The 22,728-nt window shown below is 39.8% G+C and carries 16 protein-coding genes; all 16 read right to left on the bottom strand.

The window, feature by feature from the left end; all coding sequences use genetic code 11:
- Positions 1-30: 30 nt before the first annotated feature.
- The 16 genes from OVA16_RS09120 to OVA16_RS09045 all read right to left on the bottom strand — a co-directional run bounded on the left by OVA16_RS09120 (position 31) and on the right by OVA16_RS09045 (position 22,691).
- Complete coding sequence (locus OVA16_RS09120; protein ID WP_267765040.1) at positions 31-996, bottom strand: TonB-dependent receptor plug domain-containing protein; 966 nt, start codon at positions 994-996, stop codon at positions 31-33.
- Positions 980-2,200, bottom strand: a complete 1,221-nt coding sequence (locus OVA16_RS09115; RefSeq protein WP_267765039.1) for a TonB-dependent receptor — start codon at positions 2,198-2,200, stop codon at positions 980-982. The genes OVA16_RS09120 and OVA16_RS09115 overlap by 17 nt, the downstream gene beginning before the upstream one ends.
- A gap of 86 nt (positions 2,201-2,286) precedes the next feature.
- Positions 2,287-2,592 carry a hypothetical protein gene (locus OVA16_RS09110; protein WP_267765038.1) on the bottom strand — a complete coding sequence of 102 codons (306 nt, stop codon included), beginning with the start codon at positions 2,590-2,592 and terminating at the stop codon, positions 2,287-2,289.
- A gap of 90 nt (positions 2,593-2,682) precedes the next feature.
- Complete coding sequence (locus OVA16_RS09105) at positions 2,683-4,581, bottom strand: alpha-amylase family glycosyl hydrolase (RefSeq protein WP_267765037.1); 1,899 nt, start codon at positions 4,579-4,581, stop codon at positions 2,683-2,685.
- 36 nt (positions 4,582-4,617) lie between these two features.
- Positions 4,618-5,985, bottom strand: coding sequence for an MFS transporter (locus OVA16_RS09100; RefSeq protein ID WP_267765036.1), 1,368 nt, complete (start codon positions 5,983-5,985; stop codon positions 4,618-4,620).
- A gap of 24 nt (positions 5,986-6,009) precedes the next feature.
- On the bottom strand, positions 6,010-7,779 hold the full coding sequence (locus OVA16_RS09095; RefSeq protein ID WP_267765035.1) for an alpha-amylase family protein: 1,770 nt from the start codon (positions 7,777-7,779) through the stop codon (positions 6,010-6,012).
- 10 nt (positions 7,780-7,789) lie between these two features.
- The gene (locus OVA16_RS09090; protein WP_267765034.1) at positions 7,790-10,108 is read right to left on the bottom strand and encodes a glycoside hydrolase family 65 protein; all 2,319 of its coding nucleotides are present in this window, start codon (positions 10,106-10,108) and stop codon (positions 7,790-7,792) included.
- A gap of 19 nt (positions 10,109-10,127) precedes the next feature.
- The gene (locus OVA16_RS09085) at positions 10,128-10,538 is read right to left on the bottom strand and encodes an HAD-IA family hydrolase (RefSeq protein WP_267765032.1); all 411 of its coding nucleotides are present in this window, start codon (positions 10,536-10,538) and stop codon (positions 10,128-10,130) included.
- The gene (locus OVA16_RS09080; protein ID WP_267765030.1) at positions 10,535-10,801 is read right to left on the bottom strand and encodes an HAD hydrolase-like protein; all 267 of its coding nucleotides are present in this window, start codon (positions 10,799-10,801) and stop codon (positions 10,535-10,537) included. Before OVA16_RS09080 ends, OVA16_RS09085 begins: the two co-directional genes overlap by 4 nt.
- The gene (locus OVA16_RS09075) at positions 10,801-12,645 is read right to left on the bottom strand and encodes a glycoside hydrolase family 13 protein (protein ID WP_267765029.1); all 1,845 of its coding nucleotides are present in this window, start codon (positions 12,643-12,645) and stop codon (positions 10,801-10,803) included. The genes OVA16_RS09080 and OVA16_RS09075 overlap by 1 nt, the downstream gene beginning before the upstream one ends.
- Positions 12,646-12,648: 3 nt before the next feature.
- Positions 12,649-15,150 (bottom strand): glycoside hydrolase family 31 protein, encoded by a 2,502-nt coding sequence (locus OVA16_RS09070; protein ID WP_267765028.1) that lies wholly within the window; start codon positions 15,148-15,150, stop codon positions 12,649-12,651.
- Between the two features lie 22 nt (positions 15,151-15,172).
- A complete protein-coding gene (locus tag OVA16_RS09065) occupies positions 15,173-16,942 on the bottom strand; it encodes a SusE domain-containing protein (protein ID WP_267765026.1) in 1,770 nt (589 codons plus the stop codon).
- A 7-nt stretch (positions 16,943-16,949) separates the two neighbouring features.
- Complete coding sequence (locus tag OVA16_RS09060) at positions 16,950-17,720, bottom strand: hypothetical protein (protein ID WP_267765025.1); 771 nt, start codon at positions 17,718-17,720, stop codon at positions 16,950-16,952.
- Between the two features lie 7 nt (positions 17,721-17,727).
- A complete protein-coding gene (locus OVA16_RS09055) occupies positions 17,728-18,225 on the bottom strand; it encodes a DUF5004 domain-containing protein (protein WP_267765024.1) in 498 nt (165 codons plus the stop codon).
- 51 nt (positions 18,226-18,276) lie between these two features.
- Entirely contained in the window at positions 18,277-19,611 is a 1,335-nt protein-coding gene (locus OVA16_RS09050) for a RagB/SusD family nutrient uptake outer membrane protein (RefSeq protein WP_267765022.1), read from the bottom strand.
- 20 nt (positions 19,612-19,631) lie between these two features.
- Entirely contained in the window at positions 19,632-22,691 is a 3,060-nt protein-coding gene (locus tag OVA16_RS09045) for a SusC/RagA family TonB-linked outer membrane protein (RefSeq protein ID WP_267765020.1), read from the bottom strand.
- Positions 22,692-22,728 lie beyond the last annotated feature (37 nt).

Here is a 22,728-nt window from a genome sequence, read left to right as displayed (position 1 = left end):
AAGTTGCTAGAACTTCGTAAGTCTGAAAATTTATAACCTAAACTTTATTCCTCCGTTAAATACAAAACCATCTAAAGGGGCATAAATATCCCTAAACTGAGGGTTGCTAATGGCACCGGTGTAAATATTGTCGAAACGGGTTTGGCGACTATCCGTAAAATTTTCGAAGTTCACGTAAATTGAAAAGCGCTCCCATAGTTTTTCGACCATAAAACCCATGATGGTATATTTTTTACCGTAACTACCATCATTTAATAACTGCTTGCTGAAAGTATAAGCCTCTAAACCTACTTTCCATTCGTCGTGCACCTCATACATCAATACCGAATTGATCCTATGCTTAGCCGTCAAGGGGTTATCAAACCTCAAAGTTCCTTCATGTCGGTGAGCATCGGTATAAGTATAGCCTAAAAACAATTTGAAGTCATTATAACCTAATTTTACATTGGTTTCAGTTCCTTTGGTTTCTATGTTTCCTGCTACGTTTACAAATTGGTAAGCGCCCGAAGTTGTTGGCAATAACTGTAAAGGATCATTAATGCGAGTTAAGAAAAATAAATGATTAATGGTAAAGGATACTTTTTCGTCAAACAAACTAGTCCGATAATTAAAATCGAGGTTTGCGCCATAGCTCTTCTCTAATTTATTAGCCTGCGAGTTCAAAGCCAAAACGTCTCGATATTGCAAACGTTCACTATCTTCGGTAAATAAAGTGGGAGCTTTGTAACCTAGTCCGCCACCTAAACGCGAAGTAAATTTATCGCTAAGCTTAAACAAGGTTGATAAACGAGGTAAAAAAGCCGTTCCGTAATCTACTACATGGTCGGCCCGTAAACCCGTTTCTATATGCAACCAATTATTTGCTTTGAAAGTATTTTGAAAAAAAGCACCAAAGGTGGTTTGGTTATAATCTCGCAAAGCGGATGTAATTTGCTTTTCTTTAAAGCTATCAGTCCAAAGGTTGGCGCCCGCCACCCATTCAAATTCCTTCACCATGACTGGCGTAATTGGCTTCTGTAAAAGTAGAATATTGTGTACCGTTAAATACATAACCTGGCATAAACAACTTCCTATTAAAATAACCGACACTGTTTTTGAAAGTAACGTGACTACATTTTCCAAAATCATGATCTAATGCAATTTGAGAACTCAAACGTTCGGTTTTATTCTGTTCGAAATAACTATGCGATGGGTCATTTCCATCGTTAATGTAATGCATATCGCCACCTACCCGATCCTCGAAAGTAGAGTTCAAACCCATCATCAACTTTGTTTTAGCTGTTGGATAATAGTAGAACTTAGGATTGAAACTGTAACGTTTAAACTTTGGAATAGCCGACAGATCAATATCCGCTGGATCATAAGCAGCATTACTTTGATAAGCCGCAAAAATGGTAGTGCCTACTTTCTCATTTCTCTTGCCATAAAAACCGTTTAAACTTAAGCCTCTAGCGCTGGTGCCGTCTAAGTGAAAATTGAGTTCACGTTCCATTTTAGGCGTTTTTGAGATGAAGTTTACCAAACCTGCAATTGCGCCACCGCCATACAAGGTAGAAGCCGAACCTTTAATTAGCTCCACCTGCTTTAAATCTAAGGGCTGAATTTGCAACAAGCCCAAACCACTAGCAGCACCTGCGTATAGCGGAAAACCATCTTTTAGAATTTGAGTATATCGGCCATCTAAACCTTGAATTCTAATGGCTGCATTGGCAGAGGTTGCAGAAGTAGTTTGTGTTTGAATACCTGTACTCTCACTCAACACCATCCTTACGTCGCCAGGTTTCATGTTCGATTTTTCTTCCAATTCTTCTCCAGCAATAAACTCTACCCTAGTAGGAATATCCCTAATAGTTCTAGAGCTTCTGGTTGAGGTAATGACCACTTCGTCCAAATCGTCTTCATCATGTTCTAATGCTACTGTTGTAGGTTCAGTCTGATTTAAAGGAAAAACCAAACTCAACGTTTTTTCTTGATGGCCAATAATTTTAAAACCAATAACCTGTGTTCCATTCGGGATGTTTTGCAAGGTAACTAATCCCTTTTCATCTGTTTTTGCGATAAGGTTTGTTCCTTTTACGTAAACCGTGACCTCGGCTAAAACCTCTTTGTGATCTGCGTCTATCACTTTACCCGTCCAAGTATTTTGGGCAAAAGCATAGCCGCTAAAAAATAGCGCCAAAAATGGCAATAAGAATTTCATCTATAAAGCTTTTTATCATTAATATTTAATAAGATTTTCTATTGGCAAACAAGCATTGCCAACATCGGTAGTACCGATATTAAATATTAAGCGAGCTTAGGCGGTTGCCAGATGTTTTGGCTCAATAGCTCTAAATAAAATTGATAATCCTTGATGGTATGGTTATAGAACTGAGGAGAGGTTTGGACACGAAACCCAAGCTGTTCTACAGCTATCATACGCTGACCGCAACAAGCACACATACAGATTGAAGAGCAGTTCTCTTCTGAACTTTCCTCATGAGACAATTGATAAGCGCTAGTGGTTTCATCTGTACAGCCTACCTCATCAGTGCAGGGCAGCATGGAGATTAGAATAACAAATAAAAGCAAAAAAGCACCTATGTTTTTCACATTGTAAAAATAATAGGTTTAGGCTAAAGGTACAAATTTGTTACCCACGCTATTCCAAAGGAGGTAGCGCAAACCAAGTAAACCTTTAACTTAATTATTTAAAGGCTGCTTACTAAAAATGTGGTACTCGCCCGCCCCTAAGCTTTGGCTATAAACCGAACTACCCAAAGTGATATTGCTACCTACAGCATTATACCAAGTGCCAACACTTCCAAAATCTATGTTGGCTGTCTGTGGCGCTACATCAAAATTACCTACTACTACCACCGTATTATTGCCGTCGGTAAGTTTAATGTATTTAATCGCTTTCGAAAAGTCGTAAGTAATGTTGCTTGTTCTAAACACACTGTTTTTTAGCTTCATCCTAATCAGCTTGGCAAAGGCGTTGTATAGTGCTTTACGGTTCACATCATCAAAATAATTCCATCGTATAGGTTTCTCTCCTGTACGACCGTTAAAATCAATATTCACATCGTAACCTAACTCACCAAATTGCCAAAGCATTTTTGGGCCTGGCATTGCAAATAAAAAGGCAGCAGCCATTTCGTTACGTTTCAAAGATGTTGCCAAGTTACCCTTGATTACGTAGCTGCCGTTTACATTACCGTACATCAAGTTTTTATAAGTTAGGCGTTCTTCGTCATGACTTTCGCCATAGCTTACTAAGCCTTCTGAAGAAGTAAACCCATGCGTACCAAACATCCCTCTCGAGAAGTCGGAAGAATTTAACCAGCCCATGGTTGCTTCATTCATTGCATGGTTAAGGTTATTCCACATCATCATCCCTTTAGTAGCATAAGCCTGCTCTTCACTGTCATTTGCAAAAAGTTCTAAAATGATATAAAAATTGGGATCTATGCTTTTCATGGTTGCTAAGTAATCATCCCAAATGGCAACCCTACCAGCATCAAAAGCCGAAAAAGCGCCATCATCATTACTTTGGCGTTGGGTAAATCCTTTGGCCAAATCAAACCTAAAACCATCTACTTTGTATTCCTGCATCCAAAACTTAATCACATTTTTTGTAAAAGCTCTGGTAGCGCCACTCTCATGATTAAAATCGTAGCCCACATTAAAAGGATGTTTAGCGTCCACGTTATACCAAGGATTGTTGGCTGTTGGCTTGTTGCCATCAAAATATAACTGCACCATTGGCGATTGGCTAAAAGAATGATTGAGTACCATATCTAAAATTACCGCAATACCTCTGCCATGACATTCGTCGATAAATTTTTTCAAATCGTTTTTTGTACCGTAATATTTATCTGGCGCAAAATAGAATGATGGATTATATCCCCAGCTTAAATTACCCTCGAATTCGTTTACGGGCAATAATTCGATGGCATTGATACCCAAGCCCGCCAAATAATCTAATTTTTGTATCGTTGAATTATAGGTATGTTCAGTGGTAAAATCTCTAATCAGCAACTCGTAAATAACCAGATCGTTTTTAGCAGGGCGAACAAAAGCATTGTTTCTCCAGGTATAGCTAGGCTGATTGGCCTGCATAACACTTACAATGCCTGTGGTTTTACCCGTAGGATAAGCTTTTAAGTTTGGATAAGTAGCCGCAGTAATGTACGGATCGTTTACTGGATCTAAAATCTTTTCGCAGTAAGGATCGGCAATTCTCAAATTATCATCTACCAAAAACTGGTAGGCATATTCTGTATTAGGATTGATGTTATCTACTTTAGCCCAAAAATAGTTACCATCTGGCGTTTTGGTCATTTTTGCGGCAGTGGCCGACCAATCATTAAAATCACCCATTAAGCTAACGGAATTTTTTCCTGGAGCATACAAGGTAAAAATGGCTGAAGTGCCACTATTTGTAAACACGACACCTTCTTTAGCACCTGCAGGTAACTCGGTAGAGATAGGTGTAACTGGAGTTGGAGGTGTAGGACTAGGCTCTTCACCACCTTTACTTTTTTTGCAAGAAAAACTGATACAGCAAGCCAAAAAAAGGACTAAAAAATTTCTTTTCATATCTATATAAATTCCACCACTTATGGCGCTGATTTGTTAAACACTTCTATGTTCTTCTACTGCTAATTCGGCTGCTAATCCTGCATCCAACTTTCGCTCATCTTTCACTAAAAGATAACATAAAATGGCTGCTAAAACCATTAAACCTCCACCTAACTGTACCGCCAACAGCCTATCATTATTAAGCACGTTACGCATTAGCCAGCCAAAACCAAGAGACGCAATAATTTCTGGCAGCACAATAAAAAAGTTGAATATGCCCATGTATATGCCAATTTTAGCTTTTGGTAGGTGTCCGCTCAGCATCGCATAAGGCATAGATAGAATACTGGCCCAAGCAATACCTATACCCGTCATACACAGGTAGAGCATATTTTTATCGTGTACCCAAGCCACGCTGATAAGGCCCAAAGCACCGCAGAGCAGGCAAAGTGAGTGTGTAGTTTTTCGACCCAGTGTATCGGCTATTTTTGGTAAAATGAGTGCAAACAAAAACGTAACCACACTGTAGAAGGCCAAGGTTAAACTTCCGAAATCGGCACCTGCTGCGTACACGGGATCGCTTGCATCTTTACCGCCAAAAACGTTTACGGCTACTGCAGTAGTGTAATAAAACCACATTAAAAAGAGGCCAGGCCAAGTAAAAAACTGCACCAAAGAAATTACCTTCATTTGCTTCGGCATATTTCCAATAGCAGATACCATCTCCGAGATACCACCAAAGAAGCCAGCACCCTTTTTATTTTCCTTGATTTCTTCTTCTGTTGGAGGATATTCTTTACTAGTTAACACCGTATAAAGCACTGCAGAAAAAAAGAAGAAAGCACCTAGATAAAAGGAATATTTTACGTTTTGCGGCACACCACCAAAAGCAGCCACATTACTTACTTTGAACCAGTTGTTAAATATCCAAGGTAAAGCCGAAGCAATACTACCACCCAAGCCAATCATCATACTTTGCATCACAAAACCACGGTTAATTTGGCTTTCTGGTAGTTTATCAGCTACAAAAGCCCTGAATGGTTCCATAGATACGTTGCCAAACACATCTAAAATCCAAAGTAAACTTGCCGCCATCCATAAAGCACTACTGTGCGGCATGAAAATTAAAGCTATAGAACTAATTAAGGCACCGATGAAAAAATACGGCCGTCTACGCCCCCAAGTAGGATGCCAAGTGCGATCGCTGAGGTAACCAATAATGGGCTGCACAATTAAACCAGTTAAAGGCGCAGCTAAGAACAATAACGGCACATCGTCGGCATTGGCACCTAAATTTTCGTAAATGCGCCCCATGTTAGCACGTTGCAAATCCCAGCCAAACTGTATCCCAAAAAAACCAACGCTCATGTTGATGATTTGCGAAATGCTTAGCGCAGGTTTAGTATTTTTTTGAAGGTTCATACGGTTTTTTGGTTAGTTTTTTGGTTAAAATTCGATGATTTGTGCTGATGAAGGCAAAACCTCGACGGAAATTACATTCTCTTTGACAACTGCCTGATGAGCTGAAAGTAAATCTTTAGCTTGGCTCACTTTACGGGACTTTAGCAGTTGAGCCGGGATTTCAATGCTTGTCTGCAAATTTTCTTTACGGTTAAAGTTGGCTACCACCAAAATACGCTGTTTACCGCTATGCCTAACGTATGCATAAGCTTTTGGAAACCCATTCAACGGAATTTCCGTCATTGCTCCATTAGTCACAGCGTCGCTGTTAGCTCTAACACTGGTTAACTTCTTATAAAAATCACGAATTTGTCTTTCTTGAACATGGAGTTGGGCACCATCAAACTTGCCTCCATTTACCCAGCGTTGGTGGTTCGGTACACCCCAATAATCGAAGATGGAGGTGCGGTTGTCATCGCCACCAAAACCTTCTACGCCTGCACCCGGCTCGCCTACTTCCTGGCCAAAATAGAGCATTAAAGGCCCCTTACCTAAAGTAGCCGAGATTACCATGGCTGGAAAAGCCAACTTTGCATCGCCAGCAAAGCCTTTAGCAGCAATACGCTCCTCATCATGGTTTTCTAGAAACCGTAGCATTTGATGATCAAATCCTTTGCTCTCGATTTGCCATACATGCTGAATGTCTTTTATGTTGGCATTAGCTTCATCTTTAACGAAACGTTTCAAACCATCGTAGAGGCCTACTTTGTCATATAAGTAGTCGAACTTACCTTCAGTGAGATATTGCGCATACACCTTTGGATTATAGGCTTCGCCAATAAAAATCAACTTAGGGTATACCTTTTTAACTTCTGGAATTACCCAGCTCCAAAATTCTACAGGCACCATTTCGGCTACATCACACCTAAAACCATTTACACCTTTTTTAGTCCAATACACCAAAATATCTCGCATTTTTAGCCATACAGGAGGCATTGGCTCCAAATGTTTGATCTCTTTGCCGTCTTTAAATTCAACGCCATAGTTAAGTTTTACAGTTTCGTACCAATCGTTTACCGAAGGTTGCGCTACAAAAACATTATTTCCTGTAGCTTTAGCCGGACTTTCAGCAAATTTACCATCTTGCAAAGTCGCTAACGAGCCACTTGATTTTGAATTAGCAGGCACCATAAAATCTTGGCCAGGGAGGTAGTAAAAGTCGTTAGTTGCGCTGTAGGCAACAGTTTTGTCATCTTTGTCACCAAAATCTTCCACTCCATCTGGTTTAGCCACAGATTTGTAACTTCTGGCTACATGGTTGGGCACAAAATCAATCAATACCTTTAGCCCTTTACCATGTGTGCGTTTAATTAGGGCTTCAAATTCGGCCATACGCTTGTTTACATCCACTGCCAAATCGGGGTCTACATCGTAGTAATCTCTAATGGCGTAAGGCGACCCTGCCCTGCCTTTTACTACATCGGCATCGCCTGTGGCAATACCAAATTTGCTATAATCGGTAAGGCTAGCGTGGGCAATTACACCAGTGTACCAAACGTAATCTACGTTTAGCTCTTTTAAACCATCAAGCGCCTTTTCGCTAATATCGTTAAACTTACCGCAACCATTTTCGGCAATGGTGCCAAAAGGCTTATTGGTGGTGTTGGTATTGCCAAAAAGCCGCGGTAATAACTGATAAATGATGATGTTATCTTTCTTGTCGATATGCTGTGCTTCTTTAGTTGACCTACAAGACATTGTTACCAAAACTAGTAAACCTAAACAAAAACAGAAATTAGCGTTCAATTTATTCATCTTTTGAGTTTTAGGCCATTACCCCGTTTGAGATTTGTAGTTCGGCGTTCGCTTCTAGTTGATAATCTTTATCGTGCACTTGTAAGGCTACCGACTGATTGGAAGTATTAACGATATGGATTTGCGCCTTACTGATTTGTAACTTGACCGTAGCTCCTCTAAAACCAATGGTAAACGAAAATGATTGCCATTTTTGTGGTAAAAACGGGTTAAAAATCAATTTATCATTACGTACACGCATTCCTGCAAAGCCTTCTACTACACTCATCCAAGTGCCCGCCATAGAGGTGATATGCAAACCATCTTCGGTGTCGTTATTGTAATCATCTAAATCTAAACGCGAAGTACGGAGATAAAACTCGTAGGCTCTAGCCTCGTCGTGCAGTTTGGCAGCTAAAATACTGTGTACGCAGGGCGATAAAGAGCTTTCGTGAACCGTACGAGGCTCGTAAAAGTCGAAATTGCGCTTGTGGGTATCGAAATCGAAATCGTCTTCGAAAAAGTAGAAGCCCTGCAATACATCGGCCTGTTTAATAAAGCACGAACGTAAAATTCTATCCCAGCTCCATTTTTGGTTTAAAGGTCGATCCTCAGCTGGCAAATCTTTTACCAAAATTTGTTCTTTATCTAAGTAGCCATCTTGTTGCAAGAACACTCCAAGTTCCTCATTATAAGGGTAATACATGTGGTCTACAATGTGTTGCCAAGCAGTAAATTCCGCTACAGAAAAATGTAGCTTAGTATTCAATTCTTGATAACGCTGTGGCTGATTATCTTGCACCCATTTAGCCGCTTCTTGGGTATATTTTAGGCACCAAACGGCCAAGTAGTTGGTATACCAGTTATTATTGATGTTATTTTCGTACTCATTTGGGCCTGTAACACCAAGCATTACGTACTGTTTTTTGGCACCGCTCCAGTTTACGCGTTGTTTCCAAAAGCGAGCAATACCCATTAACACTTCTAAACCATATTGAGCTAAATACTCGACATCGCCTGTGTAGCGGATATAATTGAAAATAGCATACGCAATGGCTCCATTTCTATGAATTTCTTCGAAAGTAATTTCCCACTCATTATGACACTCTTCGCCGTTAATGGTTACCATTGGATATAAGGCTGCACCATTTGTAAAGCCCAATTTCTGTGCATTTTCAATGGCTTTATCTAGTTGTTTGTAACGGTAAATGAGTAAATTTCTGCTGACTTCTTGCGGTGCGGTAGCCAAGTAAAAAGGCACGCAGTAGGCCTCTGTATCCCAATAGGTGGAACCGCCGTATTTTTCTCCAGTAAAACCTTTAGGACCGATATTTAAACGATCATCGGCACCGGTATAAGTTTGAAACAACTGATAAATATTAAAACGAATGGCTTGCTGTGCAGCCACATCTCCTTCAATGACAATATCGCTTTCTTGCCATTTTTGGGCCCAAGCTTGTTTTTGCTCATTCAATAACTGATCAAAACCTTTTGATACAGCATTTTCTAGGGATTGCTTAGCAGCAGCTAACAGCTGGCTGGCTTCATAATTTTGAGACGATAAAATTACCGCTGTTTTTATGAATGCAATTTCATCGCCTTTGGCTAAAGATAAAACAAATTGTTGACCAATGTATTTCTCTTTGCGAATGGTTGCTAAACTTAGTTCTTGAGAGATACTATTTTTATAGCTTGCAATATGTGCAGCAGTACAAACTTCGAAGCCACTTTTTTTGGTCTTTAAAGTTAAAAAACAAGCATTTTGCTCTTCGGCATCGGCTACAAAATTCCAAAACTTTTCGTCGTAATTGCTATCTTGGTTCTTAATGTCTCCATCTAGGTATGATGTTACAGTCAACTGCCCATCAAAATTTAGGGCTTTAAGCTGATAATGGATAGCGCCAACCTCATCATCAGCAATGCTGCAAAAACGTAATACCTTTACCGCCACCTGATAGCCATTTGACAAAGTTGCCTTAAAACTTCGCTCCAAATACCCTTCTTTCATGTTTAGCACACGCGAGAAATCGGTAACATCAGCTTTTGCTAAGTCTAATTCCACGCCATCAATGGCAATAGCAATACCAATCCAATTGGTGGCATTAAGCACTTTTGCAAAATACTCAGGATAGCCGTTTTTCCACCAGCCTACACGCGTTTTATCAGGGTAATAAACACCAGCTACGTAATTTCCCTGAAGCGTATCGCCAGAATAGCTTTCCTCGAAATTGGCTCGTTGCCCCATCCGTCCATTGCCTAAACTAAAAATACTTTCAGAAATCTTGTTCAAATGTGGATCAAAACCTTCTTCCACAATGTTCCACTCATGCGCTTTGATATAATTCTTCATTTTTATTGCTGATGCTTTTTTACAATTCGTTCATTTGTAGTAAATGCGCAACTGACAGTTTACTTAAATCTTCTACTACCAAGGTAGCTTCTGTTAATATTTCGGCTTGGCCAATACCCACACTTCTCATGCCCGCTCGTTTGGCAGCTTCAATTCCAGCTATCGCATCTTCAAACACTAAGGCCTCTTGAGGTTCCACGCCCAAAAACTCGGCTCCTTTTAGAAATACTTCTGGATCTGGTTTAGATTTGCTTACTGTATTACCATCTACAATGACATCGAAAAAGTGTGTTAAATTGGTTCTTTCTAAAATAATTGCGGAGTTTTTACTAGCCGAGCCTAAGCCAACTAAATAACCCTCTTTCTTGATCGCTGTTAAAAAATTGACTGTACCCTTAAGTACTTCTGCAGGCGTCATCTCGTTAATCATAGCCACATACCAATCGTTTTTTTCTTTGCCAAATTGAGCTTTTCCGCTTGTGTTTTTTCTTGCTTTCCCCAAGCCAAAATTTTATCTAAACTCTCCATCCTACTAATTCCTTTGAGTTGTTCGTTTTGCACTTCCGTAAAGTCGAAGCCTAAGGTATTAGCCAGTTGCTTCCAAGCTTTGAAATGATAAACTGCCGTATCTACTAGCACACCATCTAAATCAAAAAGGCAAGCTTTAATTTTCATTTGATATTTCGTTGTCATTATTGTAATTCTAAAACTAATGTGGTTTTTGCTGGAATATTGATTTGAGTAATATCATTCAACACCTCTTCTGTGATCACATTTTTCGCTTTGTTTTGATCCAAAATCATTTCTTTAAACCTCGCTGTCTTCAATGATTTGGCTTCGGCATTGCCATTCATTACCATCATTATTTTCTTATCGTTATTGTACCTGAAGTAGACATAAATTCCATCTTCTGGAATAAACTGCATCATTTTACCAGTTTGCAATACTTCATTATTTTTACGATAGTTGGCTAGCTTCTTCACATAGTTAAAAGCCTCATTCTCTTTTTCGGTTCGCCCAGAAGACACAAACTTATTGAGTTTATCACTTGGCCACCCGCCAGAAAAATCGCTACGTACCAAGCCATCTGGGTTGGCATAGTTTTTCATTAAAATTTCGGTACCATAATAAAACTGCGGGATACCTCTAGTAGTTAGCAACCAAGCAATTCCGGATTTGTATTTCTCAAAATCCTCGCCCACTACGGAATAAAATCTGCTGATATCGTGGTTATCAAGAAATACCACATTACGGGTAGCATCTTCGTATAGGTAATCGTTAGTAAGGGTGTTGTAAAGCCGCACTACTCCGTCTGTCCAACCAAACTTGCCATTTAACGCTTCGTTAATACCCCAAAGGGTTTGAAAATCGGTAACACCTTGCAATCGAGTATCCAAGCCTTGGTTAATTTTATTTCCTTTGGTAAAAAAAGCCTGATTTGGAACACCGTGTACCCAAGTTTCTCCGAAAAAGGTAAATTTTGGATATTCTTCCATGATACGTTCGCCCCACTCTGCCATAAATTTCGCATCATTGTAAGCATAGGTATCTAACCTAAATCCATCTAAATCGGCATATTCTATCCACCAGATATGACTTTGTGTAAGGTAATTCTTTACAAATGCATTGTTTTGGTTAAGATCTGGCATGTGCCTGTCGAACCATCCATTTAGCATTAAATCTTTGTCGCCTTTTGCCGCATACGGATCAAAATGCACTTGCTCACGATAGGTGGTTTTGGTATAACTTGGCCATTGGTGCACCCAATCTTTGGTTGGCATATCTTTGATAGTGAAATGCTCCGTGCCAAAATGATTGTGTACCAAATCTTTAATCATTTTGATACCGCGTTGGTGGCAATCTGCAACCAATTGACGGTAATCTTCGTTGGTACCAAAACGAGGGTCGATCTTGTAATTTTCGGTATTGGCATAACCGTGGTATGAGGTTTTAGGCTGGTTGTTTTCTAACACTGGATTTAACCAAAGTGCAGTTACGCCGAGTTCCTGCAGGTAATCTAGTTTCGAGGCAATGCCTTTTAAATCTCCGCCGTGTCTATAGTACATACTATCCCGATTTAGGGCGGTTTCATTCATTGCTTTTATCACATCATTTTTGGTATCGCCATTGGCAAAACGATCTGGCATAATGAGGTAAATAAAATCTTTATTGGTAACGCCTTGAAACTGCTGTTGACTAGCATTCCTAGCTTTTAGTTCGTAACTGTATTGAGCGTATTTTTTACCATTTTGGCTGAATAAAATCTCGAACTTTCCGGCTTGGGCATCAGCAGAAATTAACAGATCTAAAAAAAGATAGTTAGGATTATCTACCTGATTTACTTTACTTAAAGTTACACCAGCATGGCTAATTTTCACCTCTGTTTTACCTATATCTTTTCCGCGTACTAACAACTGCAGTTTCGGATTTTTCATACCTGCCCACCAAAAGGCAGGCTCAATTCTTTCGAGTTTAGGTAGTTGCGCAACAAGCCCCAGTGGAATTGCCAAAACAAGTAGAAACAAGACTTTTCTCATGAACTAATATTTAATTTCAAATTGGGTTGGATTATTGGCTAAGATTATGCTTTTCACTTTGCAGCCTATGATTGGGTTAGCGGTACCTTGCGGATCGAACCTGGAGATGGGTGCTACAAAGGATACAAAATCATCTTTTACACCGGCCGAAGATTGAATTTTATCTTTTTCATCGAATCCGTGAAACACCAGTTTAAGCTGGTTAAATTTCGATTTAAAACTTCCTTCAACTTTATTAAACACAATTTTACGTTGCGCCACATCATAGCTGATTTTGCGTTTATAATAATCGCCTTTTTCGTAATTGTAGGTTTTACCATCATCTTCGTAATACACGAAACTATTATTTTGGTTGCCTTTATAAATATGCAGCACCAGCGTATCTGTTGGTTTTTCGGCTGTAGTTTGCACTAGTGATTGCATGGGTACAATGCTTCCGCCCTTTACAAACACAGGCAGCTGTTGTAAGTTTAAGCGAAAAATCTTTTCACTTTCTCCAACTTGAGCTTCGTCATTGTATAAATGATACCAATTGCCTTTTGGAAAAAATACCGCTCCGTATTCTTTTGTACTTTCGAAAGGCGCTACCAAAAATGCGTTGCCGAACATAAATTGGTTTTGATATTTCCCATCGTAAACCTTGGGTTCGTGGGTATTTTCTAGCGCCAAACTTCTTACCACTGGCATTCCGGTTTGAGTAGCCTCGTTAAAGGTTGAGTATAGATAAGGCAATAAACGATAACGCAGGTTGATGAAATTTCTAGCAATCTCGGTTACCTCTTCTCCGTAAGCCCAAGGCTCAGAAGATTTGGTGTTTACCGCGGTGTGGTTACGGAAATAAGGATTAAAAGCTCCAATTTGTATCCAACGGGCGTATAAACTTACCGAAGGATTGCCGGTAAAACCACCAATATCCATTCCGGTAAAAGCAACGCCACTTAGTCCTAAGCTGTTGAGCAAACGTACACCCAGCAACATGTGATCTTCTTCAGAACGGTTGTCGCCGGTCCAAATGGCGGTATAACGCTGCAGACCTGCATAACCTGCCCTTGTTAAATTGAAAGATCTTTTGTTGGTAGTTTGCACCATACCTTCGAAACTAGCACGAGCCATTTGCATACCGTACACATTGTGTGCCTGTTTGTGACTAGACAAAGTACCATCGTAATTAAAGATGACGTTTGATGGCATTTTTTGTCCCCAGCTGGCAATTTCGTTCATGTCATTCCAAATCCCATCTACGCCAGAGCTGGCGAAAAACTTGATTTTTTCTTGCCACCAGCTTCTGCCTAACATAGACGTGAAATCAGGGAAATGGCACCAGCCCGGCCAAACCTGAGCGGTAAAATTGGTACCATCGGGATATTTGACGAAAACATTTTGCATCACGCCATCTTCGTAGGCATCGTAACCTTTTTCTACCTTAATGCCTGGGTCTACAATTACGGTAGTTCTAAAACCCATACTATTTAGTTTTTTGTTCATGGCCAATGGGTCACTAAATCGTTGCTTATCCCAAGTAAACAACTTGTATTGGTCCATGTAATGGATGTCTAAAGTAATACCATCAGCTGGGATTTTTTTCTCCCGCAAGGTTTGCGCAATACGCATTACCTCTGTTTCTGGATAGTAGCTGTAACGGTTTTGCTGATAGCCCAAACTCCAAAGTGGTGGCATTTTCATCCTTCCAGTTAGGGCGGTGTAAGATTTCACAATATCCGCCAAATGCGTGTGATAAATGAAGTAATAATTAAGTTCGCCACCTTGTGCAGAAAACGAGGAAAAGCGATTATTACTTGCACCGAAATTAAAATCTGTTTGGTAGGTATTATCTAAAAAAATACCATAATTTAAATTGCTATGAATGCCAATGTAAAATGGAATAGAGGAGTACAAAGGATCTTGGCCAGTAGAATAGCCGAAGGCATCGTAGTTCCAATTGGTGTAACCATTTCCCCTCCTATCTAAATTGCCCGTTTTTTCGCCCAAACCCACAAAACGCTCACCTTGTTGCATTTGTTTATAGGCGGTAACTTCTTCTGCCACCCACGAGTTTGGCAAACCTTGTTCGTCTTGGTTAATCAATTTTCCGTCTAACGTATAAAAAGCTACCGAAAAAGGTTTCTTTTTAATAATTGCCTTTACAGAATCAGTTAAAAGCGTAATTTCATTTGCATCTTGATTGATTTTTACGTTTGTTTTTTGAGGCTGTGCAATTACGGCGTATGAAAAATCTTTCCCTAATTGCTTTTTATCTATACGTACCCTAATCACATTGGCCGAATATGCCGTAACCTCACCATAAGCACAGTTCGTTTGAAAACGCAAGCCTTGTGCTACAGGGTTTACTGTAGTAATATCGCCAACAGAAATTATGGGGTTTTGTTGAGCAAAAATAGAGGTAACTGAAATAAAAAAAGAAGTATAGACAGAAATGACCTTGACATATCGGCAAAAAAATGGAGAAAAAAAGTAAATACCACCTACAGCATTTTTGTAATGCACTGCAGGTGGTATGATTTGAAAATTAATTTTTAACTACGCTGTACGTTCTGGCAAACTCGTTGAGTGTAACGGTGTAGCTTCCAGCTGTTGACACACTCATATTGCCCCCTCCATCGGTAATGGTGCCTGCAGCAGTTCCCGGACCATAGGTGTAATCCCAAGTGCCTTTTTGCAACAAGAACTTAAATTCGCCTGCGGTAAGGTTAGTGGTTACACGCCAAACTCCATTTCCTTGGTAAGTCATTGCTGGCAAAGCTGCACTGTTGTTATCCCAGCCGCCAGCAGTAGCTGCACCAATCAGGAATACAGTTCCGGTGGTAATTTGGTACTTTAGGTTTTTGATATTGGTACCATCCCAAATTAAGCGATACAAACCTGTTGCCCCTGGCACGGTCATGTTATCAGCATCGCCCTGAGTAATTGAACCATCGGTGCTATTTTTAACCTTACCAAAATCTTTAGCACCTGAAGCAGTGCCATCGCCCCAGGCAGCGCCGTCAATAAATTTCCATTGCTCATTTGCGATAAGATTTACTAAACCAAGAAACTTATTAGTACCTATCAATGTAAGGCCTTGAGACGGAAAAACTCCTGGAGGGTTCCACCCAGCCGCTGTAGCCGAGCCTACTGCCCCCATTCTACCTTGCTGTATATAATATTTGTTGTTTTTCAAATCGGCGCTAACGCGATAATAACCCGCAGCTGGAATATCGATATTACCGCTGCCGCCGCTCTGAAGCAATTCGCCATCAGCCGAACCCTTTCCGTATATTTTCTGAGATGGTGTATTCCAATCGGTGTTTTCACTTAAAAACTTCATACCATCTTGTGTTAAATACACATAAGAATAAAAAGTTCCTGGTAGGTTTTTATCTGCAATCATTTGTATCGCCTGTGGTGGGTTCCAGCCAATTGGCGTTGCCCCACCAACCATAAACAATTTTACTTCTCTTACAATACTTAGATCATTTACGTAATCAGAATTTTTTACGTAAGTTCCCGACTTTGCTTCAACCGTCCATTGTATTTTAGCTGCCGATGACTGATCAGCAAAACCGTTTGCAGTTAGCATTTGATCCATCGCTTGGTAGCTAATGGTAAATGTAGAATCAGCTCCTGAATTGTTAGATACCGCTTCAAAAATTGGCGCATCAAAACTACCGCCCTCGCGTACAAATTTGATTTTGTAAGTTACTGGACTAGTCGACTTTCCAGGGAATGCCTTTTGCCATTTAAAGGTGATCAAATCTGTAGTAGAGTTGGGGTTAATCTCTACATTGTTGGCTGAAGAAACTGGACCATAAAGTAGGAAGTTGCTGATACCATCTCCAAAACGAGTGATAGAGATATTGTAGTTAGCATTTGCCAGTTCTTTTTTAGTGCCGTTATCTGCACGTACATTCCATATCAGATCTGTTTTTGCACCCTCTGCAACTCCCTTTGCTTTTAAGGCATCATCTAATTGTTTTTGCGTTAAGGTTAATTTGTTGCTTTTACCGCTGTTATCCGATGGAATTTCTAATAAAGGCTGTGTTAATGAGCCAGTTTTGAGGGCAGCTACAAACGTGTAAGTTGGTGCAGTTGAAACACCTGGCTTAGCGGCCGACCAAGTAATTTGTACTTGAGCGTTAGGCGTAGCACTGTTTAAAACTAAAATAGCGTTGTTTTGCGGTGCAGTTAAACTAAAAGTACCCAAAGCCTCGCCTCTCGATTGCTCGTCGAAATCGATTTTCTTACATCCAAAAATTATTACTGATACTGACAGTAATAAATAAAATATTTTATTCTTCATATCAATATTAATTAAAGGTTAAATAAGCTACCTCAACTACTGGACCCATGGTAACTATGTTAGCCCCCGTTGCGTCTTTAATATTACCCGAAAACTGATAACTAAATTTAGATAGCATTGTTCCCGCAGGAAGCGTGATTAACTTATCTGGAATGAAAGAATACGAGTATAATTTATCTGATTCCTTTTTAGCTACGAGGTTTGCCCTTTGAGCGAATTGATTACCAGCACCGTCGTAAAAGGTAATGGTCACCTTCACATCGAACATACGCTGCAAGTTCTGGTCGGTAGCTAAATCTTGATGAAAATAGACCGAAGCCATATCCGTTTGATCTAGCTTTGAAGGAAATATCCTGAACTGCGATGGCGAAAACACCAAAGGATCGAATTTGTAAGGCTTAAAATCTTGGGTTTGCTTTGAACCGTCTTTCGTTTTGGCCAAGAAACCAAAGTTAATCAGCTCTGCCGGACTTTGCGCAAACAAAGTAGTACCTATAAATTTAAAGGTAAACCTGTTAGTGCCAATCTTGGTAAACTTAGCAGCATCAGACGAGTTAGTCCACTGACCGTTTGCAATAGCATCTTTTCCACCCCCAACGCCATCGTTAGAGAAAGCCCAAATATAAATGTCGTCTATACCAGCTAATGGTGTATTGGAAACATCTAAGGTAATGGTTACCTCGTCTTCTGCAGTAAATGACGCTGGACTAAAAGTTACCTGAGCAAAAGCCCAAAGCGTGCATAAACTAAATATGGTTGATAATAAAAACTTTTTCATCGTGCCGTTACTTTTTAGTGAACTCGTATTTGTAAGAAATAATTACTTTACCATTAATAGATTTATTTCTGGTTAAGTAAAGCTTACCGCTGCTTAACCCGGCATAAGAACCCAATTTTAACATATTGGTTACCGTGCCGTTTTTAAGGGTAATTGCGGTTGGTGCCGTTGCATCGTCTACTGTCCAAGTACCCGAAGTTAAATCAGCAATTTTAGGTGCATTACCATTGGTGATGGCAAAATTTGTTGGGTTTCCGCTGGCATCGCCCTGTAAAGCGATGGTTAAATCTTTGTAAGGATAAATATTGGTAATATCCAATTCTTTATAGGGAAAGCCTTTTGTAGCGGCATCCTGATCTACCTGAGTAACTTTAGTTAAGCCCCAAGTTCCCTGCATTTGTTTTACTACTTCTACCTTAGAAGTGATGGGACCAAAGTCTTCCGGCTTGCAACCAAAAGTAAAAAGTATACAAGCTAATAATGAGAGATATTTTAATGTTTTCATCTTGTTATTTTTTAATTACAACCACCTTCTGGATTACGAACGAAAATATCGCTAGCGGCCATTTCGCCTTGCGGAAATTGCAAGTACTAAGCCGTTGCAATTCCACACCGCACCACGTCTATCGATATTCTCTCCTTTTGCGCCAATACGCTTAATTTCTGATAAGCGATTACCTTCGCCAGCCATTTCAATGCTACGCTCGAACCTGGCATTGGTTTTAATTAAGCTTGCTGAAGAACCCACCGGTATAGACTTGGTACCGCCATAAGCTCTAGCCAGAATTTCATTGATATCTTGCACTGCCACGGTTAAATTGCTATTGGTTTCTGCAGCAGCTTCTGCCCTAATTAACTTCATATCGGTTAAATAAAGTACCGGAATTTCAAACCTATCGCTGTTATACTTTTTAATAGCGATAAATCCTGGATATTTTACCGTTTCGAACCAAGCTTTTCTAACATCGTTAGTAGTATTTACGGTGCTCCAAAATGCCGTATTGAAACGCAATGTTGGCAAATTAAAATCTGACCTAAATTGACCTCTTAGTTCGCCTCCAGCTTCATAGGTGCCTCTTGTACTTATAATCTTGAAAACACTTTCCTTTGATCCTGTTTCTGAGAACCTAGATGCATAAGTATCTAAGAAAAACTTATTAGAAACGATGACTTCATTAGCGTATCTATAAGCATTTGGAAAATCATTCATTTGGAAATAAACCTTTGCCAGCAAAGCTTTGGCAGCCCACTTAGTGGCATAACCATTGTTTTCATCAGGTAGTTTTACTTCCGAGATTTTTAAATCTGCAATGATTTGATCGTAAACTTGCTTTACTGTAGCTCTAGGCTGCGAAGCAATATTTGTGGTTACTCTCAAAGGCACGCCTAAATGATCGTTATTAGCGGTAAATCCAAAGGGTTGCGCCCACAATTTCACGGCTTCGAAATGTCCAATAGCACGTACAAACCTGGCCTGTCCTTCTAGATTGTCTTTTAAACTAGCTGCCTTATCTAAGTTTGCTATTACAATATTAGCTCTATAAATGGCCTGATAGATATCGGTATACATATCATTTTTATAAGCGCCGAACACCGATGTATTTCTATTAAAAATTTCACCGAAATCTCCACTTAATTGTACCCCATCTAACTGGTCGGCAAGTAATTCGTTCATCACTTGTATTTTGCCTCCAAACATATTGGTTCCTCCAACAATTTGATAGGCTCCATTCATTGCTTGAACTAAGCCTTGCTCGTCTTTAAGGGCAACCCCAATTTCAATGGAATTAGCAGGAGGTGCATCTAAAAAATTTTTACAACCAGTACCAAAACCTGCAACTACAGAAAGCACAAGGAATGATTTCCATATATTGTTATACTTAATTTTCATTTCTTTGATGTTTATTTTGGTTAAAATGATGTAGTTAAACCGAAAGTGATAGATTTTTGCTGTGGCGTAGTTAAGTAAGTTACGTTAGGGCTCATGTTTCTATCTTGTGGATTTTCGAAATCTCTGGCAATTTCAGGATCGCCCCCTGGATACTTACTGAATGTTAACAAATTCATACCAGTAGCAAATAACCTTAAATTTTGCAATCTTAATTTACTTACGGCTTTTACTGGCACATTATAAGAAAGTGTAATTTCTCTTAAGCGAACGAAGCTAGCATCATATAGGAACATGGTAGAGTTGTACTGCCATTCGCTTGATAAACCAGGGTAATTGCTAGCATTCATGGTTAAGCGAGGAAACCTAGCCACATCGCCGGGCTGTCTCCAACGATCTGCAATATCTTCCCTAATGTTCCAATCTGTTACCACACCTAACTGGCGTTTTGCTGAACTATCGTATAAGTTACCACCAATAGCAAAAGTGAACAAGGTGTTTAACTCGAAACCTTTATAAGTAAACGTATTCGTTAAACCTCCTACATAGTCTGGTAATATTTTACCTACAGGTACGCGATTATCCAAAGAGAATGTTTTAGTTTCAAATCCGTCTTTATCTAACCAAATTGGCAAGCCATCATTAGGATCAACGCCCTTATATCTAACTAAGAAGTTCGTGCCAATTGGGTAACCGACAGCAATACGCGTATCATTTGTACCACCGCCCACAGCGTCAGGACTTAAGCCACTCAAGCTCAACACTTCATTAAAGTTTTTTGATGCATTTAAACGAGTTACCCATTTAAAACTTTTGGTTTCTACATTTACGGTATTCAACGATAGCTCATAGCCTTCGTTTAAGATTTCGCCCACGTTTCTCCAACCAGCATTGAAACCTGTAGACGGAGATATCCCACCGTTTAATAAAGCATCTTTGGTATTTTTGCGATAATAAGAAAGTTCTCCGCTAATGCGACCGTTAAATAAACCAAAATCAATGCCAAGGTCCAGATTTCTTCCTTCTTCCCATTTCAATCCAGGATTTTCTACATTCACAGGAAATAAAACTGGTTGCCCATTATATGATCCAGAAAATTGAAATTGCTGAAAATACTGTCCAGCAAGAAAACTTGAGCTCCCCACTAAACCATAACTGGCTCTCAATTTTAAATTACTGATGATTTTGCTATTTTTCAGGAATTCTTCTTGGTTAATGTACCATGAAGCTGAAGCCGAAGGGAAGTATCCATATTTATTGCTAGGGCCAAATTTAGACGAACCATCTCTACGAATTACCCCTTGCAAATAATACTTATCCTTGTACGAATAGTTGATACGACCAAACAACGAATAAAAATTATCCTTCTCAGCACCTACATAATAATTAGAGGCTCCCGATGCCGAAATTAGTCTCAATGCTTCATTATAGCTAGCGCCGTCAACATCAAATCTTGCATCTGCATCGCCAAAAATACCATTCAAATACAAGCTTTTATCAGAAAATTGCGTTTCTGCACCAGCTAAGAAAGTAAACTTGCTGTCTTTGTTTACTGCCCAATCATAAGCTGCAGTACCAGTAACGGTTCTATTATAAACTTTTACAGGATAAGAACTTGCGTAACCTCTAGCGGTATTCCGCAATTCTGCAGGAGTGAACACATTATCCTTAATGCCCAAGTTATCCATATTTGCAATGGCTTTAAGACTTAAATTTTTAACCGGCTTTAGCTCAAAGGTAACGCCAGCAATCAAACGCTCGTTAATGGTTTTCCAATCCAACAGTCCTAAATTTCTTGCCGGATTGGCTCCATTTGCGAAAAAAGAACCGTCTGCATTGTAAACTGGGAAAATTGGCAATGCTGTAGACATAGCCTCGCCCAAACCGCCCGACCAAGCTGCATTTACACGGTTGTTGGTACCGTTATCATAAGCAATGTTGATATTGGTAGTAAAATATGAGGTTGGTTTAACATCTACATTTGCCCTGAAACCGTAACGCTCGTAAGAGTTACCCTTTAGAAAGCTATTATTATCACTATAATTAGCAGAAAAATAAGTGTTTATTTTTTCCGACCCCTGGCTTATCGAAATAGACTGGTCGTTAGACCTACCAGTCTCGGTTACAATGCCCCACCAATCCGTATTATTTTGACGAGCCTGCACCCAGGTTAAACCACCAGGCAGTGGTGCCAAGCCGGTATTACCATCGTTAGTCCAAGCTTCTTGACGTAGCGACAACCACTCCTCGCCTGTAGCAAAAGTTGGCTTATTGGCATAAGTGCTTAAACCAAACTTACTGGAAAGCGTAACCCTTGGCTTTGTACCAGCTTTACCTCTTTTGGTAGTAATTAAGATTACGCCATTGGCACCCCTAGAACCGTAAATACCAGCTGCAGCAGCGTCTTTTAAGATTTCTATAGATTCAATATCATTAGGGTTAATTGTTGCTAGCGGATTTTGGTTCATTGCACCTCGGTTTCCTGAAATAAATGGATCGGAAGTGATAGGAATACCATCCAGTACATAAAGTGGATCGCCACCAGCACTAATAGAGCCAATACCTCTAATACGAATTACAGAGCCACTACCTGCCAAACCACTACCCTGTGTTACCTGAACGCCTGGTGCTTGCCCTTGTAAACTCGCTTCAAAACTTGGGGTTGGAAGCGCCGTTAACTTATCGCCAGTAACCTTTGAGATAGCTCCCGTGACCTGACGCTTAGTTTGCGTACCGTAACCCACAATCACTACATCATCTAGCATTTGGTTATCAGACTGTAAGGTAATGGTGACCTCTGCTTTACCGCTTACCTTTACTTGGCGTTCTAAAGTTTTGAAGCCGATAGAACGTACTTCCAACAAAACATCTCCATTGGCTACACCGGTAATTTGGAAAGCTCCACTATTGTCGGTCGACGAAGCTTTTTGAGTTCCTTTAATAAAAACAGAGGCACCCGGCAAAGGTAAGCCAGTTTCATCGAGCACCTTTCCTGAGATAACCCCAGTTTGCGCCTGAACTTTTAAAGCTACCAACATAAGTAACATTAAAAGCCCCCGTTTTAACAAGTAAAATATTTTCATACTTAGGCTTAATTTGATTAATAAATTTGGTTAGAAT

Origin of the sequence: Pedobacter sp. SL55 (genome assembly GCF_026625705.1) — a bacterium.
Taxonomy (GTDB): Bacteria; Bacteroidota; Bacteroidia; order Sphingobacteriales; family Sphingobacteriaceae; genus Pedobacter.
The sequence above is the reverse complement of the archived record's forward strand: the minus strand, read 5'-3'. Positions and strand labels throughout refer to the sequence as shown.

Coding starts and splice junctions, on each gene's coding strand:
- OVA16_RS09105 (WP_267765037.1), bottom strand. CDS start 4,581: ATGAAAAGAAATTTTTTAGTCCTTTTTTTGGCTTGCTGTATCAGTTTT.
- OVA16_RS09100 (WP_267765036.1), bottom strand. CDS start 5,985: ATGAACCTTCAAAAAAATACTAAACCTGCGCTAAGCATTTCGCAAATC.
- OVA16_RS09095 (WP_267765035.1), bottom strand. CDS start 7,779: ATGAATAAATTGAACGCTAATTTCTGTTTTTGTTTAGGTTTACTAGTT.
- OVA16_RS09075 (WP_267765029.1), bottom strand. CDS start 12,645: ATGAGAAAAGTCTTGTTTCTACTTGTTTTGGCAATTCCACTGGGGCTT.
- OVA16_RS09080 (WP_267765030.1), bottom strand. CDS start 10,801: ATGACAACGAAATATCAAATGAAAATTAAAGCTTGCCTTTTTGATTTA.
- OVA16_RS09090 (WP_267765034.1), bottom strand. CDS start 10,108: ATGAAGAATTATATCAAAGCGCATGAGTGGAACATTGTGGAAGAAGGT.
- OVA16_RS09085 (WP_267765032.1), bottom strand. CDS start 10,538: ATGATTAACGAGATGACGCCTGCAGAAGTACTTAAGGGTACAGTCAAT.
- OVA16_RS09055 (WP_267765024.1), bottom strand. CDS start 18,225: ATGAAAACATTAAAATATCTCTCATTATTAGCTTGTATACTTTTTACT.
- OVA16_RS09115 (WP_267765039.1), bottom strand. CDS start 2,200: ATGAAATTCTTATTGCCATTTTTGGCGCTATTTTTTAGCGGCTATGCT.
- OVA16_RS09120 (WP_267765040.1), bottom strand. CDS start 996: ATGGTGAAGGAATTTGAATGGGTGGCGGGCGCCAACCTTTGGACTGAT.
- OVA16_RS09065 (WP_267765026.1), bottom strand. CDS start 16,942: ATGAAGAATAAAATATTTTATTTATTACTGTCAGTATCAGTAATAATT.
- OVA16_RS09050 (WP_267765022.1), bottom strand. CDS start 19,611: ATGAAAATTAAGTATAACAATATATGGAAATCATTCCTTGTGCTTTCT.
- OVA16_RS09060 (WP_267765025.1), bottom strand. CDS start 17,720: ATGAAAAAGTTTTTATTATCAACCATATTTAGTTTATGCACGCTTTGG.
- OVA16_RS09045 (WP_267765020.1), bottom strand. CDS start 22,691: ATGAAAATATTTTACTTGTTAAAACGGGGGCTTTTAATGTTACTTATG.